The organism is Williamsia sp. z71, assembly GCF_059553375.1.
Genome location: NZ_JCANWX010000002.1, coordinates 264,751 through 290,078 on the forward strand (window position 1 = coordinate 264,751; position 25,328 = coordinate 290,078).

The following is a 25,328-nucleotide window of genomic DNA, read 5'->3' on the forward strand; positions in this document are numbered from 1 at the left end:
AGAACCCACCGACTTCGGGCTCAGCAGGTGGCCAAGATCTGGGTCATCGCTTCCTTTTCGGCGGCGGTGACCCAGACGCCGTATTTGGCCTTCACGTCGATCTGGCGCGAAACATATGTGCACCGGTACGCCTTGTTCGGTGGCAGCCAGGTGGCGGCGTCGCCGGCCCCCTTGCGGGAATTGGTCGGTCCGTCGGTGGCCTGCAGGTTGATCGGGTCGTTGGCGAAGTCTGTTCGCTTGGGCTCGTCCCACTGTGCGGCACCCTTTTGCCAGGCATCCGACATCGCCACGACGTGGTCGATTTGCACTGCGGTCGAGGTCTTTTCGCCGCGGACGAAGTTGATGGTCTTGCCTGTGTACGGATCGGCGAGCACTCCGGTCAGGATCACACAATCTCGGGTGCCCGGTCTGGCGGTGACCTCGGTGAGGTCACGACGAAGCACGTCGTTGCGGGTGTCACATCCGTTGTGGCCGAAATCCACATTCACGTCGTCGGTCCACGATTGCCCGAACTCGTCACGGGCGTAACCGGTCTTCGGTGCCCGACCCTTGACCGCCAACGTCTCCAAACGGACACGGGCGGCGTCGAAGTCGCTCGATACCTGCGCGACGGCTTCTGTGGGGGTGGTCAGCTGCGGATTGGCTGAGGGTGGGGCTGATACGAGGGTGTCACCGGATATTTCCGAACAGGCGACTCCTCCGATCACAGCCGCGACCACAACTGCCAGGATTCCCGCGCCCCGAGATCTACTACTCACAATTTCCTCGAATACGACATCGTTACAGTTATACCCGTGGGCTACGACTTCTCGATCGACGACGTTGCATATCTGCGGTCCGACGCCGGGCGCAGCGCACTGGCGTTTGCTGATTCGCTTGTGCTGCAACCGGACACGATGCTCGGTGACATCGAGAAACTGGCCAGGAGGTACTCGCCACATCAGGCCGCGCTCGTCGAGACGGTCACGTTGCGGCGCAAGGCTGTTGGCAAACTCCGTGTTCCAGGGACACTGCTGCTGACCGAGGACGCGTTGCAGCAGGCGACCGCCTATCCGGTGGCCGATCATCGGGCAACCGAACTGGCAGCGCGCTATCCGGGAGCCACCGTCCACGATGTCACCTGTTCCATCGGTGCGGAGCTGTCCGCATTGGCTCGCCAGGACGGCCTCGGCGACGTCATCGGCAGCGACCTCGACGAGGTGCGGTTGGCGATGGCGCAGAACAATGTCCCCGAGGCGAGGTTGTACCGGGCGGATGCCTTGGTGCCCAGCAGCGATGCCGACGTGGTCATCGCCGATCCGGCCCGGCGTAGCGGTGGCCGCCGCAGCTTCCGTTTCGAGGACACCGAGCCTCCTTTGCTCAGTGTCCTCGACGTCTATGCGGGCAAGCCCCTGGTGGTGAAGTCGGCACCCGGCCTGGACTACGACCTGCTTCGGGCACGCCACGGATTCACCGGTGAGGTGCAAGTGGTTTCGCTCGACGGGGGCGTCCGCGAGGCCTGTCTGTGGTCCGAGCCGACCCCGGGTGTCACGCGCCGCGCCACCGTGCTCCGCACGGATGGCAGCGGCTTCGAGATCACCGACGCCGCCGACGACAGCGCGGGTGTCGACGATGCCGGCACCTGGATCATGGATCCCGACGGTGCGGTGGTGCGTGCGGGCCTGGTGCGGCACTATGCCAAGGCCCATGATCTGTGGCAGCTCGATCCGAAGATCGCTTATCTCAGTGGTGACGAACTACCGGTCGGGGAGCGGGGCTGGCGGGTGCTGGAGCAGCTGACCTATTCCGAGAAGCAGCTCAAACGCCGGCTGGCCGAACTCGATTGCGGCGCAGTGGAGATCCTGGTGCGCGGCATCGACGTCGACCCCGACGCACTGCGAAAGAGGCTGAAGCTCAAGGGTTCACGAGCGCTGGCGGTGGTGATCACCCGCATCGGCCGTCGCGGCGTCATGTTCGTCTGCGAGGCCGGCGTCCGCCGCACGTGAGGATCCGGCAACAAACGAGCCACCTATACGAAGACGAGCCACAAATATGTGGCTCGTCTTCGTATATGTGGCTCGTTTGCGGGGTGCGGGGGTCAGTTCTTGGGGGAGTCGAAGAAGAAGACCTCACCGAGATGGGTGGCCACGGCCACCTGCCCCGACGCGGAAACCGCGACACCGGTGGTGAAACCGACGGCGCCCGGGATCTCGAGCGTGCGTTTGGTGGCGCCGTCGCCGGAGTTCAGCTCGGTCAGGGTGAGGTTGTCTTCACCGGGTTCCCGAACGACGGTCCACGCGGTTCCCGAGTTGGTCAGCGTTGCCAGGCTCGCCGATCGGAGGTCGGTGCGCTCCCACACCGGAACCGCCTTGTCGCCCTCGTCGCGGAACGCCCGGACCGGGGAGTTGAGCGGTCCGGTCGGGATGAACAGTCCATCCGGGGCCACCGTCATCGTGGCGAAGCCGAAACTGCCGATGTTGTAATCCCACTTCCGTTCACCGGTCGTGGCGTCCAGGGCGTAGACACTGCCGAGGCGATTGAACACGTACAGCGTGGAACGGTCGATCGACAGGGTCGGCGGCCCGATGACGCCACCGGGGATGTCGGTGTTCCAGGCTTCGCGGATCGAACGGCTGCCGTCGACCTCGCCGTAGTCGAAAGCCCGGACACCGGAGGCGATTTCGCCCTTCGGCCAGAAGTTGAGGTAGAAGCGGTCACGGTTGTCGTCGACGGCGGGTGGTGCCTGCACCGGGCAGGCCGGTCCGCCAGTGATGCAGTCGCCGAGCCCCTCCAGCGGTTTGGCGGGGTCGACGCCAGGCACCAGTGCGATCCCGGGGGCCTGCAGTTTTCCGGTCTGCGAGTCGAACAGCAGCACCTGTCCGAGGTGGCTGACCATCAGCACCGAACCGGGGCCCGCGAACTTGGCCGACACCGGGACCCCGACCACACCGAACTGCCACCTGGTGTCGCCGCTGCCGGTCAGGCCGAAGAACGTCCCGGCCCGTCCGATGTAGATGTTCTCGTATTGATCGACGAGCATCGAATTCAGATCGACCCCGTCGCCGAGGAATTTGCAGAAGTTCTTGCGGCCGGCGCGCTGATCGAACTGGAAGGTGTTGCAGCCACCGTCGGTGGTGGCCGTGACGTTGACATTCGAGCGTCCCGAGATCGTCAGGGGCGCGCTGATCTCGCCGCCGACCGGACGCGACCAGGACAACGCCAGGTCGCTGCGGACCTCGGGGTAGGCGAAGTTGGAGTTCTGCGCATTGCCGCCGTAGCTCGACCAGCCCGCGCTCGCCACGGACCGGACATCGTCGACGCCGTCCGAGCAGGAGCTCAGCAGGACGGCGAGGATCGGCACCAGCACCGCAGCCGCCCGCGCACCCGCCCGGCGCCCGGACCTCCGGATGGTCGAGCTCCGCTGCGTCTCCATCAACCTCATCGCGACTCTTGCGTCCCTTCGCCTTGATCGGGCCTGAGCCTATCGCGCGGGACCCACGACCCCGGGGAGCGGCGTCCCCCGTTAGTCTTCCTAGCCATGACGAGCATGTGGAATGCGCCACTGCGCCGCCGGTGGCGGGCAGGTCTGCGCGGCGGCGATGACGGTCAGGCCCGCTTCCTGACCCGGGATTCGCTGCGCTGGGTGGTGCAGAACAGGGCCTATACCCCGTGGTACCTGGTCCGGTACTTCCGGTTGCTCCGATTCAAGATGGCCAACCCGCACATCATCCTGCGGGGCATGGTGTTCCTCGGAAAGAACGTCGAGATCCATTCGACCCCCGAGCTCGCCCGGATGGAGATCGGCCGTTGGGTCCACATCGGCGACGGCAATTCCATCCGCTGCCACGAGGGTTCGCTGCGGATCGGTGACAAGGTCGTCTTCGGTCAGAACAATGTGGTCAACGCCTACCTCGACATCGAGATCGGCGCCTCCACGCTGGTTGCCGACTGGGTGTACATCTGCGACTTCGACCACAAGATGGATGACATCACCGTGGCGATCAAGGATCAGGGCATCGTAAAGGGCCCGGTGCGCGTCGGCTCGGACACCTGGATCGCGACCAAGGTCTCCGTGCTGCGCAACACGATCGTCGGACGCGGCTGCGTTCTGGGAGCCCACGCCGTGGTGAAGGGCACGATCCCGGACTTCTCCATCGCGGTCGGGTCGCCGGCCCGGGTGGTCAAGAACCGCAAAGACGATTGGGCCTCGAACGCACAGGAGCGCGCCGAACTCGAGCGCGCCCTGGCCGACATCGAACGCAAGAAGGCTGCCGCGCAGGCGGCCCGGAAACAGTAGTCGAAACAGGCGCCCCACGATCGGGCGAACCCCCGTGTCAGTCGGCCGGCAGGTGCACGACCACCGGGACAGCCGGGTCGCGTTCGGGCAGTGGGCGTTCGACGATGTCGGGCCGGCCCAGCGGGCGCCGGATGCGACGTTTTGCACCGAGGTAGACCCCGGCGGTACGTTCGGCGACCTGGTTCCAGGCAAAGCCGTCGGTCACCCGGGCGCGGGCGGCGATCGCACGTTGCTGTGCGGCGGCCGGATCGCCGAGGACGCCTCGGATCGCGGCCGTCAGCCCCGCCACATCGGCGGGTGCGAAACTCAGCCCGGTCACACCGTCGGTGACGGCTTCGCCGAGTCCGCCCGCGGTCGAGGTGACCAGTGGGATGCCGGTGGCGGCCGCCTCGAGCGCGATCAGTCCGAACGGCTCGTATCGGCTGGGCAGGACGATCGCGTCGCAGTCGTGCATCAGCGTGGTCAGCCCGACGCGGTCGACGCTGCCGACCCATCGGATGGCCCGTGACACCCGGTGTTTGCGCGCGACCTCCTGGAGCCAGTCGAGTTGTGTGCCGTCGCCGGCAACGGTCAGTGTGGTGCCGGGGAACGTCCGGCGGATGCGGGCCAGGGCGGCAATCGCGTCCTGCAAACCCTTTTCGTATTCCAGGCGTCCGGCGTAGAGCAGGCTCGGCGGCCCACTGTGGGGGACGCGCTTCGCGAACGGCCAGGCCTCGACGTCGATGCCGTTGTTGATGGTGTGGATCTCGGCGAGTTCCGGCCCGAACAGCCGGTTCACCTCGTCGTGCATCGACTGCGAGCAGGCGATCAGTGCATCGGATTCGGCGGCGAGCCACCATTCGACCGAGTGGACCTGCCGGTTCACCCGGCCACTGACCCAACCGCTGTGGCGGCCGGCCTCGGTGGCATGAATGGTGCTGACCAGCGGGACATCGAAGTGCTCGGCCAGCGCGATCGCCGGGTGGGCGACCAGCCAGTCGTGGGCGTGGACCACGTCGGGAATCCACGGGCCCTCGGCGGCAAGGTTTTTCGAGTCGCCCAATTTGAGTCCGGCGCGCAGCAGGGAGTGCCCCATGGCCAGCGTCCAGGCCATCATGTCCTCGCCGAAGACGAAGTGCGGCGGGTCCTCGGCCACCGCGATCACCCGAACGCCCTCGTTCTCGGCGTCGGTGCCGGGGTGGGTGAGCCCGTCGCTGCCACCGGGCTGCCGCGACAGCACCACCACCTCGTGGCCGGCGCGGGCGAGTTCGACGGCGAGGTGATGCACGTGACGGCCCAGACCCCCGACCACCACGGGCGGGTATTCCCACGACACGATCAGAACCCTCATGCTGCCCCCGCCATCCGGATCTCGTGCACGCTCATGGTCATTCCCGCCCCGTGAAGTTCAATCGACGTGCATCGAGCCCGGGGAAGAGGTTGTCCGCCCGATTCCATTGCGAGGCCAGTTGTGCGGCAACCGATTCCCGCCCTCGGTCGGCGGCATCGCAGATCTCCCGGGTGGCGTGGGCGTGGGTGTAGAGCCGATTGCGGGCGTAGTCGGCGGCGGTCTGTTTGGACACCATGAACGGCCAGTCCGACGAGAGGGTCATCAGCGTCTCGCGCAGGATCTGATCGCTAACCCGATCGCGCATGGGCTGCTGATCACGACGCTTCTGGACGGTGGTCAAAGCCGCCGACACCACCTCGGCATTGATCCGGACCAGGTCTTCGACGACCGGACCGTTCCACACCCGCCAGTCCTTGCCCGACCCCCACGACGACTCGCTGAGCTCCGCCGGCGCACCGACATAGCCTTCGTCGCGCGCGGTTTTCAGTGTGCCGACGGTGATCCCGGCCTCCGGCAGGGCGCGCAGAACGGCCTCGAGCCATTGCGGTCCCTCGTGCCACCAGTGACCGAACAGTTCGGTGTCGAACGCGGCGACCACATGCGCCGGCCGGCCGATGCGGTCGCTCTCGCTGATCAGTCGTTCGCGGATACACATGACGAAGTCGTCGACGTGGCGACGCAGCGCGGCCTGTGCGCGGGCCGGTTCATAGGGCTTCTTGTCCGGGCCGGCGACCGTGCGGCCGGTGACCCGTGCCGGTTTGAGACCGAATTGGTGATCGTACGTATGGAAGTCGCGGTAGGCGCTGTTGCCAGGGTAGCCCGACTTCGGTGACCACACCCGATACGAGACCTGCAGGTCGCGGCCGAAGGCGACCACATCACTCTCACCGACGGTGCGACCCAGGCTGGTCTCACCGTGCAGGGCCGGGCCGTCGACCATGAAGTGCCGGACCCCGGCGGCCTGATAATCCGACTCCATTCCCGGTGCGTAGGCGCATTCCGGTGCCCAGATCCCTTCTGGGCGAGTGCCGAACCGTAGTTGCGCGTCGGACAGACCTTCGCGGAGTGAGAAGTCGCGCAGTCGGGGATCGAGCAGGGGCGCAAACGGATGGGCCAGCGGTCCGCCGAGCAATTCGATGGTGCCGGAGTCGACCATCGAGCGGATCAGTGCGGAACCGCCATGGCGCCAATGGGTTTCGAAGTCGGCCAATGCGTCTGCAGCGCTGCGGTATTCGCGGTTGCCGAGCTCGTTGACCGATGCGGTGGGACGAGCTGCACTGCCGGTGTCGGCGCGGGAGATCGCTGCCTCGGCGCCACGGAGCTGCCAGTCGGCGAGCCACTCGTACATCGATGTCAGGCAATGCGGATCATCGAGCTGGGCGGCCAGGACCGGGGTGACACCCAGCGTCAGCTGGTCGGTGAAGCCCTCGGCGGCGAGCCGTCGGAGCGCGGCGAACACCGGCTGGTACGACGCGGCCCACGATTGATACAGCCACTCCTCGCCGACCGGCCACCTACCGTGATTGGCCAGCCAGGGCAGATGTGAATGCAGCACCAGGCTGAACATGCCCGGTACCGGACTCGCCTCGCGCAAGGCGTTGTGGCTCAAGGCTTCACCGCGATGAACAACAGGTCGAGGCTCGCATCGAGGTCGGTGTCGGTGATGTCGAAGTCACCGGTCCCGACCCCGGCGACGTCGTCGGTGAGCTCCGGCGGCCACGGCTGCCCGGACAGGGCGCGTTCGATCTGGGCGTCGATGAAGGAGCCGCCCCACTTGGCGTCGAGGGCGCGCATCCCGGCGCCGTGGAAGACCCCGAGTGTTTCGGTGACCGTGAAGCCGGCGTCTTCGAGGAGCTCGCGGAGCTCGGCGGGGTTCAGTTCGCGGGTGTGGAACGGATTGAGGGGGGTGTCGCGACCGGGGGAGAAGGTGATTCGGTTGGGGGTCGAGATCAGCAGTTCGCCGCCTCGTCGCAGGACCCGCAGGCACTCGGCGATGAAGGCGGGCTGATCCCAGAGGTGCTCGATGACCTGGAAGTTCACGACCGTGTCGACCGATTCGGCGGCGATGGGAAGGTCTATCAGATTGGCCTGGTGGATGGTCAGCTGTGGATAGCGGGCACGGGTGTGCTGTACCGCGGACAGGTCGTAGTCGACGCAGGTGACACCGGTGGCCACCGTCGAGATCAGGTCGGCGCCGTAGCCCTCGCCGGAACCGGCTTCGAGGACGTCTTTGCCGCCGCAACGTTGCAGTATGAATTCATAGGCCACCTCGTGACGGCGGAACCAGTAGTTCTCCTCGGCGATCCCGGGAACCGTTCGTTCGCCGGTCAGGGCAAGCGTGGGCGTCCCGGATCCACCCGTGTCGGGCTGGGTGACGGTGTCCTGCGATCCCCGCGTGCGGTTGGCCATCTAGGGGAGCCTAGTGGGCGCGGAGTCGGAGCTGAAGGGCGACTTGGAACCCGAGTACAGATCTTCGCCGGGAATCGACGGTGACCGTCGGAATGTGACGGAGGTCATTGTGACAGAATCGGGTGGTCAACGTCCTCTTGGTGCGCGCTAAGGTGGTACAGAACAAGGCGTACTTACCGACGGGTAAGTTGTCCAGAACCCTACGCAGGAGGTCGACGAAGACCCATGACAAATATTGTCGTTCTGATCAAGCAGGTCCCTGACACCTACTCCGAGCGCAAGCTCAGCGACGGCGATTTCACGCTGGACCGCGAAGCTGCCGATGCCGTACTCGACGAGATCAACGAGAAGGCCGTCGAAGAGGCCCTCAAGATCAAAGAGGCCGGCGAGGGTGAGGTGACCGTGCTGGCCGTCGGTCCTGCCCGCACCACCGATGCCATTCGCAAGGCTCTGTCGATGGGCGCCGACAAGGCGATCCACGTCCTCGACGATGCGATGCACGGCAGCGATGCCATCCAGACCGCATGGGTTCTCGCTCGGGCACTGGGCACCGTCGAAGGCGTCGAACTGGTCATCGCGGGTAACGAGGCCACCGACGGTCGCGTCGGCGCAGTGCCGGCCATCATCGCCGAGTACCTCGAGCTCCCGCACCTGACCCACATGCGCAAGCTGGTCGTCGAGGGCGAGAAGATCTCGGGCGAGCGTGAGACCGACGATGGCATCTTCCATCTCGAGTCCTCGTTGCCGGCCATCGTGAGCGTCGGCGAGAAGATCAACGAGCCGCGCTTCCCGTCCTTCAAGGGCATCATGGCCGCGAAGAAGAAAGAGGTCCAGGTTCTTTCGCTGGCCGACATCGGCGTCGAACCCGAAGAAGTCGGTCTGGCGAACGCCGGATCGACGGTCACCGCCTCGACCCCGAAGCCGCCGAAGACCGCGGGCGAGAAGGTCGTCGATGAGGGTGACGGTGGCACGAAGGTCGCCGAGTACCTGGTCGGCCAGAAGATCATCTGATCGCGCCGACCTCACACACCACCTCGACCCCTCCAAGGAGTAAAAACCATGGCTGAAGTACTTGTCCTCGCTGAGCTGGACGCCGAGGGTGCCCTGAAGAAGGTCACCTCTGAGCTCATCACCGCCGCCCGCGCGCTGGGCAGCCCGTCGGTGGTCGTCGCCGCGAAGCCGGGCACCGCCGACGCGATCGCCGACGCGCTGAAAGAGGCCGGCGCCGAAAAGATCTATGTCGCCGAGTCCGATTCGGTCGACGGCTATCTCATCACCCCCAAGGTCGACATCCTCGGCACCCTGGTGGAGCAGGCCGCACCGGCCGGCGTCATCGTGGCCGCCACGGTTGACGGCAAGGAGATCGCCGGTCGTCTGGCCGCCCGTCTCGGTTCGGGTGTGCTCGCCGACGTCATCGACGTGAAAGAGGGCGGCATCGGCGTCCACTCGATCTTCGGTGGCGCCTACACCGTCGACGCGCAGGCCGGCGGCGACGTCCCTGTGTTCTCCGTGCGTCCCGGTGGCGTCGAGGCAGCCCCGTCGCCCGGCGCCGGTGAGCGTGTCGACGTCGAGGTTCCCGAGGTGCCCGAGAACGCCGTCAAGATCACCAAGGTCGAGCCGAACGTCGGCGGCGACCGCCCCGAGCTGACCGAGGCCACCATCGTGGTCTCCGGTGGCCGTGGCGTCGGTAGTGCCGAGAAGTTCTCCGTCGTCGAAGAACTCGCCGATTCGCTGGGTGCCGCTGTCGGCGCTTCGCGTGCGGCGGTCGATTCCGGTTACTACCCGGGACAGTTCCAGGTCGGTCAGACCGGCAAGACCGTCTCGCCCCAGCTCTACGTGGCACTGGGCATCTCCGGCGCCATCCAGCACCGGGCCGGCATGCAGACCTCGAAGACGATCGTCGCCGTCAACAAGGACGAAGAGGCACCCATCTTCGAGATCGCCGACTTCGGCATCGTCGGCGACCTGTTCAACGTCGCCCCGCAGCTGACCGAGGCCGTCAAGGTGCGCAAGTGAGCGCATGGCGCCACCGCACCTCGTAACGAACAGACGACCCTCCACCTCCGGGTGGGGGGTCGTTTGCTGTGCGCTGCGGTTCGTGCCGACCGTCGGTGAGTTTCCCCACATCGGCAGGGTCGATTCTGCGGGGCGGCGCCGCCACCTGCGGCGTCAGGCGCCGGTCACCGTGAAAACACGGCGTTCATCGCGTCCTGGCGGGCCGGATCGGGCAGTCCGATGGCGAGGAGTCCGGGCGTGGAAATACCGAGGGCGCCGATGCGGTTATCCTTGATTGGTTATGTTCTCCGCTGATCGCACGCCCATCTACCTCGACCACGCCGCGTCGACCGTCATGGTCCCCGCCGCCGTCGTGGCGATGAACGAACTCTTGGGGATCGCGGGCAACGCGTCATCGCTGCACGGATCGGGCCGTCGGGCCCGGCGTCGCCTGGAGGAATCGCGGGAATCGATCGCGGCCTCACTGGGTGCGCGGCCCTCCGAGGTGATCTTCACCGGTGGTGGCACCGAGAGCGACAACCTCGCCATCAAAGGCATTTTCTGGGCGCGCAACAAGAATCCGGAAACCGCGCGCAAGCGAATCATCGCCTCGTCGATCGAACACCACGCGATCCTCGATCCGGTGCTCTGGCTCGCCGATTCCGAGGGCGCGGAGATCACCTGGCTCCCGGTTGATGCCCAGGGTCTGGTGGATCCGGCCGTCCTGCGCGCGGAACTGTCGTCCCATGCCGAACAGACCGCACTGGTCAGCGTGATGTGGGCCAACAACGAGATCGGTGCCATCGAGCCCATCGCGGAGCTGGCCGCCATCTGTCGCGAGTTCGGTGTGCCGATGCATTCCGACGCGATCCAGGCTGCGGGACATCTGCCCATCGACTTCGGTGCCAGTGGCCTGTCGGCGATGAGCGTCACCGGTCACAAGTTCGGTGGCCCACACGGCGTCGGTGCGCTGCTCCTGGGCCGCGACGTCGACTGTGTGCCGCTACTGCACGGTGGTGGGCACGAACGCGATGTCCGCTCCGGCACCCCCGACGTACCCGCTGCGGTGGGTATGGCTGTGGCGCTGGAGGTTTCGGTGCGAGAGCTCGACCTTACGATGCCCGCCGTGGCGGCGCTGCGTGATCGGCTGTTCGCGGTGCTCGCAGAGTCGGGCACCGGATGCGTCATCAATGGACCGGTCGGGCCGAGGCGACTTCCCGGAAATGTACATGTTTCTTTCCCCGGCTGTGAAGGTGATTCGCTGTTGATGTTGCTCGACGCCAACGGTATTGAATGTTCGACCGGTTCGGCCTGCACCGCCGGTGTGGCGCGGGCGAGCCACGTGCTGACCGCGATGGGTGTGTCCACCGCCGATGCCCGCAGCTCCCTGCGCTTCTCGCTGGCACCGTCGACGACGGCCGATGAGATCGAGGCGGTCGGTGCGGTGATCGGTGAGGTCGTCGCCCGCGCCCAGGCTGCCGGTATGGCGACCGCCATGGCGGGTGATCGCTGATGCGGGTACTTGCTGCGATGAGCGGTGGCGTCGACTCGGCAGTTGCCGCAGCCCGCGCCGTCGAGGCCGGCCACGAGGTCGTCGGGGTGCACCTGGCGTTGTCGACTGCGCCCGGTGCGTTGCGGACCGGTTCGCGCGGATGTTGTTCGCGTGAGGACGCCGCCGATGCGCGCCGCGCGGCCGATGTCCTCGGGATCCCGTTCTATGTCTGGGACTTCGCAGATCGGTTCAAGGACGACGTCATCGACGAGTTCGTTGCCGCCTATGCCGCCGGACAGACACCCAACCCCTGCTTGACCTGCAACGAGAAGATCAAGTTCTCCGCGTTGTCCGAGCGGGCCATCGCATTGGGTTTCGACGCGGTGGCCACCGGCCATTACGCACGGCTCGAGAACGGGCAGCTGCGGCGGGCCGTCGATGACGACAAAGATCAGTCCTACGTACTGGCAGTGCTGACCGCAGAACAGCTTTCGCATGCGATGTTCCCGGTGGGGGACACCCCGAAGGACCAGATCCGTGCCGAGGCCGCGGCCAAGAACCTGTCGGTGGCCGACAAGCCGGACTCACACGACATCTGCTTCATCCCCACCGGAGACACCCGGGCCTTCCTCGGCGCCACCATCGGCGTGCGGCCGGGCAAGGTGGTCGACGCCGATTCCGGCGCCGAACTCGCCGACCACGACGGCGTCCACGGATTCACGATCGGTCAGCGAAAAGGCCTCGGAATCGAGGCGCCCGCCACCGACGGCAAGCCCCGCTACGTCACCGAGATCGACCCGGATTCGGGCACCGTCACGGTCGGTTCCTCCGAACACCTCCAGGTGTGGAGCATCACCGCGGGCCGCGCGATCTGGACCTCCGGCGAGACGCCGACCGGGCCGTTCGAGGCGATGGTCCAGGTGCGGGCGCACGGCGGTCTGGCGCCGGCGACGGTCGAGGCGATCGACGAGGGCACCGACGGTGTAGAGGGTCCGGGCATCCGGATCCGGCTGCACGCGCCATTGACCGGTGTGGCCCGGGGGCAGGCGGCGGTGGTCTATCTGCCGGACTCGGTCAACGGCGACCTGGTGGTCGGCAGTGGTCGCATCGTGGTGACCGGTTCGGTTCCCGGCGACCTGGTCAGCAGTTCGCACACGTGAGCACCCTGCCGGTCGGATCGGGCACGGGCGTCGGCTCGATGCCGGGTATCGATCCACGAGTTGCCGCCGAGATCAGTGTCGGCGAAACAGAGTTCGCATTCCTCCCGGAATTGCCTGCTCGCGGGTTGGGCGCCGACATGGTCGGCCGGGCCGCGGTCCTACTGGTGGACATGCCCATGGACGTCGCGCCTTCGGGCTATCGACTCTCGGGACGACCGTCGGGTCTGAGTCGCCGGGCCCGGGACTTCCTGGCCGCCGATCTCGATGCCTTCGAAGAAGCCTGGGAGCGAGCGGGTCTGACCGGTACCGACCGCACCGTCAAAGTGCAGGCGTGCGGACCGTTCACCCTGGCCGCATCGGTTGAACTCGCCGGTGGTCACAAGATCCTCCGCGACGAGGGAGCCTGGTCCGATCTTGTCGAATCGATGGCCGAAGGCCTGCGGGTCCATGCCAACGATGTCAGCAGGCGTACGGGCTCAAAGGTTGTCGTCCAGGTGGACGAGCCGCTCATCGGCCGGGTGATCGAGGGATCGATCAAGCCGCTGACCCGGTTCAACATCATCAACCCGATCCCGGTGCAGACCGTTGCCGAGCACTACGACAACTTCATCTCCGTGGTGGACCGACCGGTGATCATGCACGACTGCTCGTCCGGTGTGCAGTGGGATCTGCTGGCCAGCAGCCGCTTTGCCGCGATCAGTGTTGACCTTGCGCAGATCCGGACCGCAGATCTCGACGGTATCGGGTTGTTGCTCGACGAAGGTCGCGAGGTGGTGCTGGGCGCAGTACCCGCCACAGCCCCGGGCAAGGAACTCGCGGCCGAGCAGGTGGCCGCCGACTGCGCCGAACTGATCGACCGAATCGGGTTGTCCCGCAAGGTGTTGGCCGAGCAGATCGTCATCAGTCCCGGATGTGGTCTGGCCGGGGCCGACGCGGACTGGGCGCAGGCTGCGCTCGCGTTGTGCGGCAAGGCCGCTGCCGGTCTGCACGCAGATCCCACATCTGTCTGAACCGCAGACCCCCCGAACGATCGGGAACTTTCCCCGTCGACCGCGGCTCTGATCTACATGAGCAATCACAACGCCGGCGTGTGTGAGCACCCCACGCGCCTCGACCCACGCAGACGTAGATCAGGCCGTGCGCTTGCGCGCCCACAGCTGCCACCCGGCGGTCACGATCAGGGCGCCGACCAGCGATCCGATGATGCCGCTGAGGTGAAACTGGATCCCGTGGCCCGTGACCAGGCTGATCAGCAATCCGCCGACGAATGATCCGACCAGGCCGGCGATGATCGCCAGGGTCCAGTCGATGCCCCCGGATGGCTTACCGAGGATGAGCTGGGCTCCGGCGCCGATGAGCATGCCGAACAGGATGATTCCGATGAGAAGCATGTGCGGAGTATATGCAGTGCGGTGACGCAGATCTCACAATCGGCGTGCTTTGGTCCCTCGCATCCGGGCTGCACCCGACGCCCGTCTCAGCCCAGTTCGGCCGGTCGTTCCCCGTTGTCGAGGCGGGTGACGAGTTTCTTCGGGGCGATCATCCGATAACTGGCGTCGAGTAGTTCGGCCACCTCGGTCCAATTGGGCTTCTTCGACAGGTCGAGACCGAGCCATCCGTACGGACCCACATAGGCCGGATAGAAGAACCGGGGATCTTGTTCCAGCGCGTTGCGTTCGGATTCGTCGGCCTTGAAGAGGATCGACGCATCGAACCTCGGCCCGCCTTTGACGCTTCCGCCGTACATGCCGAACATCTTTCCGCCCCGAAATGTGGGCCGGCCGTGGGCGACGACCTCGGTGGCGTCGGGAAACGCGAGGGCGACAGTGCGCAGCCGATTCAGAACCGGATCGTCGTCGGAGAACATGATCGGGTGCGGCATGGCGTCCAGCTTAGGACGGACGGATGTTCGGCTTTCGGGTTTCGGTTCGCCCGTGGTCGGATGGTGGAAACCATCACAGAGGAACCCTCGGTCGCAGTAGAGTAATCCTCATGCCGGATCTTCGCGGTACCGATGCACGCAGCCGTCTGCTGAAATCGGCGCGCAGGCGCTTTGCGGCCGATGGGGCGCTGCGTCCCTCTCTCGATGAGGTGCGACGGGAGGCCGAGGTCAGTGTCGGGGCGCTCTACCACCACTTTCCCGACAAGCAGGCGCTGGCGGCGGCGGTCTTCGCGCAGCTGATCGGCGAGTACCAAACCGGTTTCGTGCGGGTGCTCGTGATGGAACCCACCGCGGAGAGCGGGATCCGGGCCGGGGTGAGATATCACCTGCGGTGGGTCGTGGAGAACCGGACCGAAGCCGCGTTGCTGCTCGGTGATCGGCTCGAGAGCAAGGAATTGCACGACTCGAATCGGGAGTTCTTCCGGTCCGTCGGGGATTGGTGGCGTCCGCATCACGCGTATGGCCTCCTGCGTCCGATGGAGCCCGGGATCACGGCGGCCCTCTGGCTGGGGCCCGCGCAGGAATACAGCAGGCAATGGATTTCGGGCCGGGACCCGTCGATTGCCGACACCACCATCGAGACGTTCGCGTCGGCGGCATGGGCGGCGCTGCGGGAGGAGTGAAACGGTCATGGGTGTAAGTGATTCGCTGTACCGGAGGATTCTCGCCGAGGGCGACGACCCGGAGGCGCCGGTACGTGTTCAAGTCGAACGTCGCGACGACCGGGCAGTGGTCACACTCGACGAGCCCGATCGGCTCAATGTGTTGTCGGCCCCGTTGGTGCGTCAACTGCGCCGTGCCCTGACAGCTCTCGTCGACGATGTCGATGTGCGCGCAGTGGTGCTGACCGGCGCCGACCCCGGGTTCAGCGCGGGCGGTGACCTCGAGATGATGAAAACCGCCGTCGACCATCTCGATGCTCCCGAGGGCGTCACCGACATCTGGCGATGGATTCGGCGTGAGTTCGGCGGCATCGCCCGGACCATCGCGGGGTCGGACACGATCTTCATCGCAGCGATCAACGGTCCGGCTGCCGGTGTCGGCCTGGCCTGGGCGCTCACCTGCGACATCGTGCTCGCCAGCGATCGTGCCGTCCTGGTGCCCGCGTTCGGACGGCTCGGCCTGATCCCGGAAGTCGGTACGAGCTGGGCGCTGACCCATCGACTCGGGTACCAGGGTGCCCTGGCGTTCCAGCTGCGCGGTGAGCACCTCGATGCCAAAGCAGCGCGAGCGCTCGGGTTGGTGCAGGAGGTGGTGGAACATGACCGACTCCTGGACTCGGCCGACGAATGGTGTTCCCGCGTAGCCCATCTACCGCCGCACATGGTCGCGATGACCAAGTCGTTGCTCCGCTCCTCGGCCGACGCCGGATGGAACGCATCGCTGACCAACGAGGAGTTCGCCGAGCCGAGTTGTTTCTCGACCGCCGCATTCGCGGACAATGTCGCGAACATGCTCGGACGGTGAGCAGTCGCTTTTGGTCGAGCACCTGGACCTCTTTCGGACCAGGGACCACAGGTCGCACCGGAGCGTCGGTGGTCTGCACTATCTTTTGATGGTGACCGAAAGTGCAGATATCGAAGAGCCGACGCCCGCGGACCCCACCCCCTCGGAGGCGCGCGAGCAGTGGTCGCAACTGGCCGAAGAGGTACGTGAGCACCAGTTTCGCTACTACGTCAAAGATGCCCCGATCATCACCGACGGTGAGTTCGACGCCCTCCTCCACAAACTGCAGCACCTGGAGCAGCAGTATCCCGAGCTGGCGGTGGCCGACTCGCCGACCAAGCTCGTCGGTGGTGGATTCGCGACCGAGTTCAAGGCGGTCGACCACCTCGAACGGATGATGTCGCTCGACAACGTCTTCGATGCCGAGGAGATGCGCGCCTGGGTCGGACGCGTCGAGGCCGATGCCGGCATGGGTCTGGAGTACCTCTGCGAGCTGAAGATCGACGGTGTGGCGCTGAGCCTGGTCTACGAAAAGGGCGTGCTGGTGCGCGGCACCACCCGTGGCGACGGGCGGACCGGTGAGGACGTCACCCTGAACGCGAAAACCATCAACGACGTCCCGCATCGCCTGACCGAATCAGAAAAATACCCGATCCCGGACCTGCTCGAGGTCCGCGGCGAGGTGTTCTTCCGGGTGAAGGACTTCGAAGCCCTCAACGCGTCGCTGGTGGAGGCAGGCAAGGCTCCGTTCGCCAATCCACGGAACTCGGCGGCGGGTTCGCTCCGCCAGAAGAATCCGCAGATCACCGCACGCCGTCGGCTGGGCATGATCTGCCACGGGCTCGGCCGGGTCGAGGGAGCCACATTCAAGACCCTCCACGACGCGTATCTGGCGCTGGGCGAGTGGGGCCTGCCGGTATCGAAGCACACCACGAAACTTGTTGGCGCCGACGCGATCCTGGAGAAAATCGACTATTGGGGCGTGCATCGCCACGACGTCGAACACGAGATCGACGGCATCGTGGTCAAGGTCGACGACTTCGGATTGCAGCGTCGTCTCGGCTCCACGTCCCGCGCGCCGCGCTGGGCCATCGCCTACAAGTACCCGCCGGAAGAGGCGACCACCAAGCTGCTCGACATCCTGGTGAACGTCGGCCGGACGGGCCGGGTCACGCCGTTCGCGTCGATGACACCGGTACTGGTGGCCGGGTCGACCGTGGCGATGGCGACGCTGCACAACGCGTCCGAGGTCAAGCGCAAGGGTGTGCTGATCGGCGACACGGTGACCATCCGGAAGGCCGGGGACGTGATCCCCGAGGTCCTCGGGCCGGTGGTCGATCTGCGTGATGGCACCGAGCGTGAGTTCGTGATGCCCACCCATTGCCCCGAATGCGGGACCGAACTGGCACCGCAGAAAGAGGGCGACGCCGACATCCGGTGTCCGAACAGCCGCTCGTGCCCGGCGCAGTTGCGGGAGCGGCTGTTCCACCTCGCCGGTCGGGGAGCCTTCGACATCGAGGCACTGGGCTACGAGGCGGCCACCGCGCTGCTGAGCTCCGGTGTCTTGGAGAACGAAGGCGATCTGTTCGGCCTCACTGCCGACGACCTGCTCGAGACCGACCTGTTCACCACCAAGGGTGGGGCGTTGTCGGCCAACGGCAAGCGGCTGCTGGCGAACCTCGACGCGGCCAAGAAGGTCCCGTTGTGGCGGGTGTTGGTGGCGCTGTCGATCAGGCATGTGGGACCGAGTGCGGCACGTGCACTGGCCACCGAGTTCGGCACGCTCGAAGCGATCCAGGCGGCCTCGGTCGAGCAACTCGCCGGCGTCGAAGGCATGGGAAACACGTTGGCGCAGAGCGTCGTCGACTGGTTTGCCGTCGACTGGCATCGGGAGATCGTCGACAAGTGGCGGTCCGCGGGTGTCCAGATGGAGGACGAGCGCGACGAGTCGATCCCACGCAATCTCGAGGGTCTGAGCATCGTGGTCACCGGCTCACTGCAGGACTTCTCCCGCGACGGCGCCAAAGAAGCGATCCTGGTCCGCGGCGGCAAGGCCTCGGGATCGGTGTCGAAGAAGACCGCGTTCGTGGTGATCGGCGACGCACCCGGCACGAAAGCGGCCAAGGCCGAACAACTCGGTGTCCCGATCCTCGACGAGGACGGATTCAAGAAACTGCTGACCGAAGGCCCGCCTGCGGCCGACGACACCGACACCGACACCGGCGCCGCCGGTGCCGACGAGGTCGGGGCAGCCGACTCGGACTAGACGGCAAAACGCCCGCGCATCACCCATCTCGGGTGATGCGCGCGGCGCCGACGGCACCGATGCTGGTGGCCGGGCGCGTTGTGCGCGCGGTGGCATACCGACCGATTCGGGGGTTCGACATCGATATCCGCGGCTCGGTGTGTGATCGGCGACCGGCCGGCGCGTGGTGTCGGGGTGCGCGGTCATGAGCGATCACCAGGAGACCATCCATTCGGCGGTTCCGCTGGTCCTCGTCGGTTCGGTGTTCGTCTATTCGATCGTCTCGGCACGACTGGATCGGGCGCGGATCAGTGCGCCGATGGTGTTCGTGGCGATCGGGGTACTGATCGGGGCCTCGGGTCTCGGTCTCGTCCGGGTCGATCCGGGTGGCCATTGGTTGTTGACGGTCGCCGAGTTGACCCTTGCCCTGCTGCTGTTCTCGGACGCCTCCCACTTGCGGTTGCGCGATGTGGAAGGTGATTCGGGGCCGCCGACCCGGTTGTTGCTGATCGGGTTGCCGCTCACCCTGCTGGCCGGCACCCTGCTCGCATTCTGGATGTTCCCCGATCGCGGCTGGGTGGTGGCCGCCCTGATCGCCGCGCTGCTCGCGCCGACCGACGCCGCACTCGGTGCCGTGGTGGTCAGTGACACCCGGATCCCCGCCCGGATCCGCCGGATGCTGAATGTGGAAAGCGGGCTGAACGACGGCATGGCCACGCCGGTGGTGATGGTCCTGATCACGGTGGTCGCCTCGGAGGCGGGCAAGCTCGGTTCACTCAATTGGGTCGTCGAGGCGGCCTGGGCGATGTCGGTGGCCGTGGTCGTCGCGGTTGTCGCCGGCGGGGGTGGTGGCCGGGTGCTGCGGTGGTGTCGCGGCCGGGGGTGGACCTCACCGTTGTCGGAGCAGGTGGCCGTCCTGACGATTGCGCTGCTCTGTTACCTGGCCGCCACCGAGATCGACGGCAACGGGTTCGTCGCGGCGTTCCTGGGCGGGATGTTCTTCGGATTCGCGGTGCCGCCGTCACTGCGGGTGCGGTCCGAGTTCACCGAGACGATGGGTTTGCTCGCGTCCTACGTGGTGTGGGTGGCGTTCGGCGCCACCATGGTCGGCAGGGCCCTGGAGCACGCCACCGTACGCACCGTGGTGGTGGCGGTCGGTGCGCTGACGGTGGCCCGGATGGTCCCGGTGGCCCTGGCGTTGGCCGGTGGCCGGTGGGGCCGGCAGACGATTCTGTTCGTCGGATGGTTCGGACCGCGGGGGCTGGCGACGGTGATCTTCGTGATGATCGCGGCGCAGGAACTGGGGACGACCGCGGTCTCCGATCATCTCGTCGAAGTCGCCTCGCTGACGGTGGTGCTGTCCATCCTCGCGCACGGTCTCAGTGCATTCCCGTTGTCGGGGCGATACGGGCGCTGGGCGGCGTCCCTGCCCGACGACGCACCGGAACGGGTGGCAGTGACCTCGGTGTCGACTCGACGGGTGATGTTGCACCTCGCCCCGCACAATGCCCACCGAGGTTCACCCTCGGACCAACCGTGACGAACGGGTCGGCTGGGTCGGATTCACGACATGAATATTGTCATTTACTCGACATGAAGCATCTCAAATGTTGCCATGGAGGCGCGATGAAATAACAAAGACATTTCAGGATGGTGAAGCTCATGACATCTGCCCGGAGAGGATTCGTGGTTCTGGCCGCGACTCTCACCGCGTTTACTGCACTTCTGGCGTCTACGGCAATTGCCCCGCCGGCCGCCGAGGCCGAACCCGGAGCCTCGTCCGACGCATTCCTCGCGGCTGATCCGATCGGCCGGTACATCGTGGTCCTCGGTGCGCGCATGGAACCGCGCGGGGCCCCGCCGCCGATCTTGCAGGAACGTCTTGACCGGGCGGCGGCGCTCGCTCGCACGCACCCGTTCAACCGGATCATCGTCACCGGCGGGAACACCTGGAGCCTGCCGATATCGGAGGCCACCTTCATGCATCTTCAGCTCGTCGAACGCGGAGTTGCGCCCTGGCAGGTCATCGACGAACACACCGCCATGAGTACCAACGAGAACGCGATCCGAGTTGTCGCGATGCTCAGAGGCCTCGGCGCCACCGGCGCGGTCATCGTGACCAACGGCTTTCATATGCCTCGCGCCATGCGAGCGTTCAGAACGCAAGTGGCAGAGCAGAATGCAAATATCTCGATCGAGCCCGCGTACGCGTGATGGGCGTCAGCTCTGCGAGAGCACCGTGGTGACGATCTTCGCCAGGTAGCCGATTCGCGCGATCTCGGACGGCCGGAAGTCCGGGCCGCCCGGTCGTCCGAGCAGCAGTGCCTTGCCGGGCGTGCCGATCGGGGCGGCGGCGAGCCGGATGTCCATGTCCCGCCACGACTGTGGGACCCAGGGGGCTTCCGGATTGAGTTCGGCGGTCTCGGCGATGGGCAGCCAGCCGGCATCGGTGAGCTGGGTTTCGGGAGCGCTGGAGCTGCCGAACAACTGGATCGCACCACCGCCACCGCCTGCGGTGATGATGGTCGCCCAGTCGACTCGGAGCACGCGGGGCGCGGAATCGACCAATACCTGCAGGCGGTCCCGGCCCGCCCCGGCGATGTCGTTGACCAATTCGAGTTCGCGATGTGTCTCGAGCAAGCCGGTATACGGCCGGATCGAGTCGACGCGAACCCCGTCGACCTTCTCCGCTGCGGTGATCAGGGTATCGGGCAGCGCACCGCGGGGGACCTCGACAACGATGTCGTCGACCGCGTAACCCTCGCCGCGCTCGACGACGTCGAGGGAGAGGATGTCGGCGCCGACCGAACCGAGTGACACGGCCAGTAGACCGAGTGAGCCGGGACGATCTTGCAGGTAGACGCGCAGCAGATAGGACACGCCGGTCATTGTCCCATCGCAGTTGGTCCGGCGCTGTTCAGGCGGCCGACATGTGAGGTCGGTCGCCGCCCACCATCGACTTGAACCCGGCGCCGATGTTCGATCCGAGATGGCGCGAACGAACGGTCAACCCGAAACACTCGCCGATGGTGTTGGCGATCCGGTACCCGGGAATATCGTCAGAGGTGACAATGATCATGTGATGAACCTAACCGATATTGGTGCAGCAGACGAGATTTGAGAGTTCAGGCGCCGGCGGCGGGAGGGTGAGAGGACGTCCGTGCTGATCGTCGGTATGTGCCGACTACTCTGGCCAGAGGGTTCGGCGCACAGTTTCGTGGCCGACCCACCGACAAGAAAGGGTGCATCTGCGTGTCTGCCATCTCGCGTGATGAAGTAGCGCATCTGGCCCGGCTGTCCCGGCTGGCGCTGACCGACGACGAACTCGACCACTACGCTGGTCAGCTCGATTCGATCCTGTCGCACGTCGCGAACATCTCCGAGGTCGCCGCTGCCGACGTTCCCGGCACCGCGCATCCCGCGGACCTGGCCAATGTGCTGCGTCCGGATGTCGTCGTGCCCGGGCTCACCCCCGCGCAAGCCCTCTCCGGTGCGCCCGCAGTGGAGCAGCAGCGGTTTGCCGTCCCCCAGATCCTCGGAGAAGAGCAGTGAGCGCCCCCACCAGAGAGTCCGGTGTGATCACCGGACAGTCCGCTGCCGACCTCGCCGCGAAGATCCACGCCGGTGAGCTGTCCGCGGTCGAGGTCACCCAGGCCCATCTCGACCGGATCGAGGCGGTCGACGGTGAGCTCAATGCCTTCCTCCACGTCGGTGCCGAGCAGGCGCTGGCGACCGCGGCCGAGGTCGACAAGGCCGTCGCCGCGGGTCAGGCCCCGGCCTCCCCGCTGGCCGGTGTTCCGGTGGCGCTCAAGGACGTGTTCACCACGACCGACGCTCCGACGACCTGCGGTTCGAAGATGCTCGAAGGTTGGGTCCCGCCGTACGACGCCACCGTCACCGCCAAGTTGCGCGCGGCCGGTATCCCGATCCTGGGCAAGACCAACATGGACGAGTTCGCGATGGGCTCGTCCACGGAGAACTCTGCCTACGGTGTGACCCGGAATCCGTGGGACACCACCAAGATCCCCGGCGGCTCCGGTGGCGGCAGTGCCGCTGCGCTCGCATCGTTCCAGGCTCCGCTCGCCATCGGTACCGACACCGGTGGTTCGGTGCGGCAGCCGGCTTCGGTCACCGGCACCGTCGGCGTCAAACCGACATACGGCACGGTGTCGCGGTACGGGCTGGTCGCCTGCGCCTCCTCGCTCGATCAGGGCGGGCCCTGCGCCCGAACGGTTCTCGACACCGCACTGCTGCACCAGGTGATCGCCGGACACGACCCGCGTGACTCGACGTCGATCAACAAACCCATCGCCGACATGGTTGCCGCTGCCAAAGCCGGTGCCGCCGAAGATCTTTCGGGTGTGCGGATCGGTATCGTCACCGAACTCCAGGGTGACGGCTACCAGGCTGGTGTGCTCGAATCGTTCAACGCCGCGGTGACAACGTTGAAGGAGCGCGGCGCCGAGATCGTCGAGGTCTCCTGCCCGCACTTCAGCTATGCGCTGGGCGCGTACTACCTGATCCTGCCGTCGGAGGTGTCGAGCAACCTCGCTCGCTTCGACGCGATGCGTTACGGATTGCGGGTCGGCGACGACGGCTCCCACAGTGCCGACCAGGTGATGGCGATGACCCGCGACGCCGGATTCGGCGCAGAGGTCAAGCGCCGCATCATGATCGGCACCTACGCCCTGTCGTCGGGGTACTACGACGCGTACTACGGTCAGGCACAAAAGGTTCGGACCCTCATCGCCCGGGACTTCGCCAAGGCCTATGAATCGGTCGATGTACTGATCTCGCCGACCACCCCGACCACCGCGTTCGCGATCGGTGAGAAGGTCGACGATCCGCTGGCGATGTACCTGTTCGACCTGTGCACCCTGCCGGTCAACCTGGCGGGCAACTGCGCGATGTCGGTGCCGTCGGGCCTGTCGGCGGACGACGGACTACCCGTCGGTCTACAGATCATGGCGCCGTCGATGGCCGACGAACGTCTCTACCGTGTCGGCGCCGCCTACGAAGCCGCCCGAGGCCCCATCGTCTAACCCGATAATGTGCCCTTTTGGCGAACAAAACCCCAGGTGGGCGCCGCCAGAAGGGCACATCATCGGTGGCACGCAGGCGCTGGTAGGCCCTGTTCGGTGCCGTATTGGTGGCCGTAACCGGCCGGGAACGACAGGGCTCCGATGAGGTCGGCGCTGGTCTGGATGAAACTTGCGACCGGGATCCATGGTGCCCGGGGCATGCCCGAGACCAGGTGGGGCGGTAGCCGCGGTGGTTTCCAGAGCAGTCGCGGAGACCATCGGATGACGGGATCAGAACTGTTGCCCAGCACCGTGGTATCGGGGGCGGCCACCGTCGTCGAACCTTCCGGTGCACCGGCGAGAACCGTGTGGCAGATCGTGTCGGGTGCGGTGTCGAGGAGTCGGCGCCGGGCGGCGTCGGCACCGATCGCGCCCAGGCTCTGACCGTAGAGGTAGATCGCCGGACGCTCATGGGCCGGAGATCGCTCGACGGATCGAACCACCGCCTCGGTCAGTGCCATCGCACTGTCCCGGGCCGGTTGTGGCGACGAGGCGAACGCCTGCCATGACGGAATATTGCTGTACTGCAACGCGATCAGGCCGACATCGCCGCCGAACCGGCTCTCGAATCCGCTGATCGCATCGGGGTCCACCCATCCTGAACCGGTGGGTATCGCAATCACCACCGCCTGCCGCCGCAACCCGCCGGACGCCTGCCAGCGCCGCACGGTCTCGGTCGCTCGAATCCCCACATCACGGTCGTCCAGCTCGCCATAGATCCGCAGCGACGAGGAGGTGGACTTCGCGCTGATGAATTCGTCCGCCCGGCTCTGGGTGGGACCGGCGGCGCCCGCGGGTGAGGGCATCAGCGGCAGTATCGCCGCCGCGGCAAGTGCTGCAACGATCGCCCGCGTCCGGGGCCGGGCGTAACAGATGGCCGCAACCAGCGCCGACGGACCCAGGGTGCCGAGCATCCACCAGAGGTCGATCGGTGCCATGTCCAGGTGTTCACGTAACCCGTTCTGCCACCAGAGCATCTGGACGAACAATCCGGCGGCCAGGGCCGCGCAGATCCACCCGGTGCGAAACCTGGTCCGGACGTTGCCCGCCCACCGCAGTCCGGCGGCCCGGCCGATCAACGCCCCCAGTGTGCCGAAGCCGGCCAGGACCAGTCCGGCAACCAGCGCGCCGCGGGGCAGCGACGCCGGCGCAAGAGCCGGCGCGGCACCCATCATGGCTCCGATGCTGGTCAGCGGACGTGGCCAGGTAGGCGACTTCAGGTGCGGGGTCCTCATCGCAACCCCACCAACGAGGCGAGTGATTGGCCGCCGCGTACAACGGAGGTCAGCACGATGGATGACATCGGTTCCTTGCTCACGGGTGCGCCGGCATGCTGGCGCCAGGTGTTGAACGCCAAGCCGATTCGCGCCAGGTCTGCAGCCCAGTGGCAGGCCGGGTTGCTGCAGGAGTGGTGCATCGACTCGATCAGCATGCGGTCCAACGACGTTCGCGCCCAGGGGCCCAACGGCTGACCGTGGCGCTGCGCGTATCGCAGTAGGTCGTAACCGAAATCGTGTGTCTTGCAGAGGTCCCCGAACTGCTCGGGCAGGGGGATGGGCGACGAGCACGCCCCGTCGGGGTTGCTGGGCAGGCCATCGGTCAGCTGCGGGTGATAGCCGAGCAGCGCCCGGAAATCGTCGGGCAGCACCTGCATCGCCTGCTGGGGGTCGGGCCCGGTGAGGGCGGCGACAACGCGTCCGGCGGCGCTGTTGCGTTCGGACATCTCGGTTGCCGGCATACCCGCCGGGGCGGAGGTGGCGCCGGCTGCGGCGGGCCACATACCCACCGCGACGACTGTGCTGATCACCATGCCGGACAGGAAGATTCGACTTACGGCGGCTCGCATGGGATCAAGGTAGGAACCGCAGGCACCGGGGCACATCGGTCGACCGGGGTGTATGTGGCACATGTGTTCGGGTGAGTTGGACTGCGGACCCCGCCACTGCAGGGCT

24 protein-coding genes and 1 pseudogene are annotated in these 25,328 nt (G+C 66.4%); 14 read left to right on the forward strand and 11 right to left on the reverse strand.

Annotated elements, in window-relative coordinates; genetic code table 11:
- Positions 1-20: 20 nt before the first annotated feature.
- Positions 21-758, reverse strand: a complete 738-nt coding sequence (locus AC51GR_RS05355; RefSeq protein ID WP_496323572.1) for an HNH endonuclease family protein — start codon at positions 756-758, stop codon at positions 21-23.
- Positions 759-794: 36 nt separating this feature from the next.
- Between AC51GR_RS05355 and AC51GR_RS05360 the strand changes: the two genes are divergently transcribed.
- Positions 795-1,985 carry a class I SAM-dependent methyltransferase gene (locus tag AC51GR_RS05360; RefSeq protein ID WP_496323573.1) on the forward strand — a complete coding sequence of 397 codons (1,191 nt, stop codon included), beginning with the start codon at positions 795-797 and terminating at the stop codon, positions 1,983-1,985.
- A gap of 92 nt (positions 1,986-2,077) precedes the next feature.
- Here AC51GR_RS05360 and AC51GR_RS05365 read toward each other — a convergent pair whose 3' ends face one another.
- On the reverse strand, positions 2,078-3,421 hold the full coding sequence (locus tag AC51GR_RS05365; RefSeq protein ID WP_496323574.1) for an outer membrane protein assembly factor BamB family protein: 1,344 nt from the start codon (positions 3,419-3,421) through the stop codon (positions 2,078-2,080).
- Positions 3,422-3,517: 96 nt separating this feature from the next.
- On the opposite strand from AC51GR_RS05365, the gene AC51GR_RS05370 reads away from it, so the two are divergent.
- Positions 3,518-4,276 carry an acyltransferase gene (locus tag AC51GR_RS05370; protein WP_496323575.1) on the forward strand — a complete coding sequence of 253 codons (759 nt, stop codon included), beginning with the start codon at positions 3,518-3,520 and terminating at the stop codon, positions 4,274-4,276.
- Positions 4,277-4,313: 37 nt separating this feature from the next.
- Here the strand turns inward: AC51GR_RS05370 and AC51GR_RS05375 are convergent, their stop codons facing one another.
- The 3 genes from AC51GR_RS05375 to AC51GR_RS05385 are packed head-to-tail and all read right to left on the reverse strand — an operon-like array spanning position 4,314 to position 8,015.
- Positions 4,314-5,606, reverse strand: coding sequence for a glycosyltransferase family 4 protein (locus tag AC51GR_RS05375; protein WP_496323576.1), 1,293 nt, complete (start codon positions 5,604-5,606; stop codon positions 4,314-4,316).
- 37 nt (positions 5,607-5,643) lie between these two features.
- The gene (locus AC51GR_RS05380; RefSeq protein ID WP_496324093.1) at positions 5,644-7,173 is read right to left on the reverse strand and encodes a 1,4-alpha-glucan branching protein domain-containing protein; all 1,530 of its coding nucleotides are present in this window, start codon (positions 7,171-7,173) and stop codon (positions 5,644-5,646) included.
- A 38-nt stretch (positions 7,174-7,211) separates the two neighbouring features.
- Positions 7,212-8,015, reverse strand: coding sequence for a class I SAM-dependent methyltransferase (locus tag AC51GR_RS05385; protein WP_496323577.1), 804 nt, complete (start codon positions 8,013-8,015; stop codon positions 7,212-7,214).
- Between the two features lie 225 nt (positions 8,016-8,240).
- Here AC51GR_RS05385 and AC51GR_RS05390 point away from each other — a divergent pair, with 225 nt between their 5' ends.
- The 5 genes from AC51GR_RS05390 (at position 8,241) to AC51GR_RS05410 (ending at position 13,672) form a co-directional block, all read left to right on the forward strand.
- Positions 8,241-9,026 carry an electron transfer flavoprotein subunit beta/FixA family protein gene (locus tag AC51GR_RS05390; protein WP_496323578.1) on the forward strand — a complete coding sequence of 262 codons (786 nt, stop codon included), beginning with the start codon at positions 8,241-8,243 and terminating at the stop codon, positions 9,024-9,026.
- A gap of 48 nt (positions 9,027-9,074) precedes the next feature.
- Entirely contained in the window at positions 9,075-10,031 is a 957-nt protein-coding gene (locus tag AC51GR_RS05395) for an electron transfer flavoprotein subunit alpha/FixB family protein (RefSeq protein ID WP_496323579.1), read from the forward strand.
- A 280-nt stretch (positions 10,032-10,311) separates the two neighbouring features.
- On the forward strand, positions 10,312-11,523 hold the full coding sequence (locus tag AC51GR_RS05400) for a cysteine desulfurase family protein (RefSeq protein ID WP_496323580.1): 1,212 nt from the start codon (positions 10,312-10,314) through the stop codon (positions 11,521-11,523).
- Entirely contained in the window at positions 11,523-12,662 is a 1,140-nt protein-coding gene (mnmA, locus tag AC51GR_RS05405; protein ID WP_496323581.1) for a tRNA 2-thiouridine(34) synthase MnmA, read from the forward strand. Before AC51GR_RS05400 ends, mnmA begins: the two co-directional genes overlap by 1 nt.
- Positions 12,659-13,672, forward strand: coding sequence for a uroporphyrinogen decarboxylase/cobalamine-independent methonine synthase family protein (locus AC51GR_RS05410; RefSeq protein ID WP_496323582.1), 1,014 nt, complete (start codon positions 12,659-12,661; stop codon positions 13,670-13,672). Before mnmA ends, AC51GR_RS05410 begins: the two co-directional genes overlap by 4 nt.
- Positions 13,673-13,792: 120 nt before the next feature.
- Here AC51GR_RS05410 and AC51GR_RS05415 read toward each other — a convergent pair whose 3' ends face one another.
- Both AC51GR_RS05415 and AC51GR_RS05420 read right to left on the reverse strand, forming a co-directional pair.
- On the reverse strand, positions 13,793-14,053 hold the full coding sequence (locus tag AC51GR_RS05415) for a GlsB/YeaQ/YmgE family stress response membrane protein (RefSeq protein ID WP_496323583.1): 261 nt from the start codon (positions 14,051-14,053) through the stop codon (positions 13,793-13,795).
- An 86-nt stretch (positions 14,054-14,139) separates the two neighbouring features.
- Positions 14,140-14,544 carry an MmcQ/YjbR family DNA-binding protein gene (locus AC51GR_RS05420; RefSeq protein ID WP_496323584.1) on the reverse strand — a complete coding sequence of 135 codons (405 nt, stop codon included), beginning with the start codon at positions 14,542-14,544 and terminating at the stop codon, positions 14,140-14,142.
- 110 nt (positions 14,545-14,654) lie between these two features.
- Between AC51GR_RS05420 and AC51GR_RS05425 the strand changes: the two genes are divergently transcribed.
- From AC51GR_RS05425 to AC51GR_RS05445, 5 genes are all read left to right on the forward strand, one after another.
- The gene (locus AC51GR_RS05425; RefSeq protein WP_496323585.1) at positions 14,655-15,227 is read left to right on the forward strand and encodes a TetR/AcrR family transcriptional regulator; all 573 of its coding nucleotides are present in this window, start codon (positions 14,655-14,657) and stop codon (positions 15,225-15,227) included.
- 7 nt (positions 15,228-15,234) lie between these two features.
- Positions 15,235-16,071: an enoyl-CoA hydratase/isomerase family protein gene (locus AC51GR_RS05430; protein WP_496323586.1), complete on the forward strand. Its 837-nt coding sequence runs from the start codon at positions 15,235-15,237 to the stop codon at positions 16,069-16,071.
- A gap of 88 nt (positions 16,072-16,159) precedes the next feature.
- Positions 16,160-18,316 carry an NAD-dependent DNA ligase LigA gene (gene ligA, locus AC51GR_RS05435; RefSeq protein WP_496323587.1) on the forward strand — a complete coding sequence of 719 codons (2,157 nt, stop codon included), beginning with the start codon at positions 16,160-16,162 and terminating at the stop codon, positions 18,314-18,316.
- Positions 18,317-18,500: 184 nt separating this feature from the next.
- Positions 18,501-19,835, forward strand: a complete 1,335-nt coding sequence (locus AC51GR_RS05440) for a cation:proton antiporter (RefSeq protein WP_496323588.1) — start codon at positions 18,501-18,503, stop codon at positions 19,833-19,835.
- A 122-nt stretch (positions 19,836-19,957) separates the two neighbouring features.
- Entirely contained in the window at positions 19,958-20,509 is a 552-nt protein-coding gene (locus tag AC51GR_RS05445; protein WP_496323589.1) for a YdcF family protein, read from the forward strand.
- Positions 20,510-20,515: 6 nt separating this feature from the next.
- On the opposite strand, the gene AC51GR_RS05450 is transcribed toward AC51GR_RS05445, so the two are convergent.
- Positions 20,516-21,184 (reverse strand): ACT domain-containing protein, encoded by a 669-nt coding sequence (locus AC51GR_RS05450; protein ID WP_496323590.1) that lies wholly within the window; start codon positions 21,182-21,184, stop codon positions 20,516-20,518.
- A 52-nt stretch (positions 21,185-21,236) separates the two neighbouring features.
- A pseudogene (locus AC51GR_RS05455) lies at positions 21,237-21,374 on the reverse strand (heavy metal-binding domain-containing protein); the annotation flags it as partial.
- Between the two features lie 173 nt (positions 21,375-21,547).
- On the opposite strand from AC51GR_RS05455, the gene gatC reads away from it, so the two are divergent.
- A complete protein-coding gene (gene gatC / locus AC51GR_RS05460; protein ID WP_496323591.1) occupies positions 21,548-21,847 on the forward strand; it encodes an Asp-tRNA(Asn)/Glu-tRNA(Gln) amidotransferase subunit GatC in 300 nt (99 codons plus the stop codon).
- Positions 21,844-23,337, forward strand: coding sequence for an Asp-tRNA(Asn)/Glu-tRNA(Gln) amidotransferase subunit GatA (gene gatA, locus AC51GR_RS05465; protein WP_496323592.1), 1,494 nt, complete (start codon positions 21,844-21,846; stop codon positions 23,335-23,337). The genes gatC and gatA overlap by 4 nt, the downstream gene beginning before the upstream one ends.
- Before the next feature lie 59 nt (positions 23,338-23,396).
- Here gatA and AC51GR_RS05470 read toward each other — a convergent pair whose 3' ends face one another.
- A complete protein-coding gene (locus AC51GR_RS05470) occupies positions 23,397-24,611 on the reverse strand; it encodes an alpha/beta-hydrolase family protein (RefSeq protein WP_496323593.1) in 1,215 nt (404 codons plus the stop codon).
- On the reverse strand, positions 24,608-25,222 hold the full coding sequence (locus tag AC51GR_RS05475) for a hypothetical protein (RefSeq protein ID WP_496323594.1): 615 nt from the start codon (positions 25,220-25,222) through the stop codon (positions 24,608-24,610). The genes AC51GR_RS05470 and AC51GR_RS05475 overlap by 4 nt, the downstream gene beginning before the upstream one ends.
- Positions 25,223-25,328: the final 106 nt, after the last annotated feature.

What these genes read in the sequence shown, in the direction of transcription:
- AC51GR_RS05365 (WP_496323574.1), bottom strand. Translation starts at nt 3,421, where the DNA reads ATGAGGTTGATGGAGACGCAGCGGAGCTCGACCATCCGGAGGTCCGGG.
- AC51GR_RS05370 (WP_496323575.1), top strand. Translation starts at nt 3,518, where the DNA reads ATGACGAGCATGTGGAATGCGCCACTGCGCCGCCGGTGGCGGGCAGGT.
- AC51GR_RS05375 (WP_496323576.1), bottom strand. Translation starts at nt 5,606, where the DNA reads ATGAGGGTTCTGATCGTGTCGTGGGAATACCCGCCCGTGGTGGTCGGG.
- AC51GR_RS05380 (WP_496324093.1), bottom strand. Translation starts at nt 7,173, where the DNA reads ATGTTCAGCCTGGTGCTGCATTCACATCTGCCCTGGCTGGCCAATCAC.
- AC51GR_RS05385 (WP_496323577.1), bottom strand. Translation starts at nt 8,015, where the DNA reads ATGGCCAACCGCACGCGGGGATCGCAGGACACCGTCACCCAGCCCGAC.
- AC51GR_RS05390 (WP_496323578.1), top strand. Translation starts at nt 8,241, where the DNA reads ATGACAAATATTGTCGTTCTGATCAAGCAGGTCCCTGACACCTACTCC.
- AC51GR_RS05395 (WP_496323579.1), top strand. Translation starts at nt 9,075, where the DNA reads ATGGCTGAAGTACTTGTCCTCGCTGAGCTGGACGCCGAGGGTGCCCTG.
- AC51GR_RS05400 (WP_496323580.1), top strand. Translation starts at nt 10,312, where the DNA reads ATGTTCTCCGCTGATCGCACGCCCATCTACCTCGACCACGCCGCGTCG.
- mnmA (WP_496323581.1), top strand. Translation starts at nt 11,523, where the DNA reads ATGCGGGTACTTGCTGCGATGAGCGGTGGCGTCGACTCGGCAGTTGCC.
- AC51GR_RS05415 (WP_496323583.1), bottom strand. Translation starts at nt 14,053, where the DNA reads ATGCTTCTCATCGGAATCATCCTGTTCGGCATGCTCATCGGCGCCGGA.
- AC51GR_RS05420 (WP_496323584.1), bottom strand. Translation starts at nt 14,544, where the DNA reads ATGCCGCACCCGATCATGTTCTCCGACGACGATCCGGTTCTGAATCGG.
- AC51GR_RS05425 (WP_496323585.1), top strand. Translation starts at nt 14,655, where the DNA reads ATGCCGGATCTTCGCGGTACCGATGCACGCAGCCGTCTGCTGAAATCG.
- AC51GR_RS05430 (WP_496323586.1), top strand. Translation starts at nt 15,235, where the DNA reads ATGGGTGTAAGTGATTCGCTGTACCGGAGGATTCTCGCCGAGGGCGAC.
- ligA (WP_496323587.1), top strand. Translation starts at nt 16,160, where the DNA reads ATGGTGACCGAAAGTGCAGATATCGAAGAGCCGACGCCCGCGGACCCC.
- AC51GR_RS05440 (WP_496323588.1), top strand. Translation starts at nt 18,501, where the DNA reads ATGAGCGATCACCAGGAGACCATCCATTCGGCGGTTCCGCTGGTCCTC.
- AC51GR_RS05445 (WP_496323589.1), top strand. Translation starts at nt 19,958, where the DNA reads ATGACATCTGCCCGGAGAGGATTCGTGGTTCTGGCCGCGACTCTCACC.
- AC51GR_RS05450 (WP_496323590.1), bottom strand. Translation starts at nt 21,184, where the DNA reads ATGACCGGCGTGTCCTATCTGCTGCGCGTCTACCTGCAAGATCGTCCC.
- AC51GR_RS05470 (WP_496323593.1), bottom strand. Translation starts at nt 24,611, where the DNA reads ATGAGGACCCCGCACCTGAAGTCGCCTACCTGGCCACGTCCGCTGACC.
- AC51GR_RS05475 (WP_496323594.1), bottom strand. Translation starts at nt 25,222, where the DNA reads ATGCGAGCCGCCGTAAGTCGAATCTTCCTGTCCGGCATGGTGATCAGC.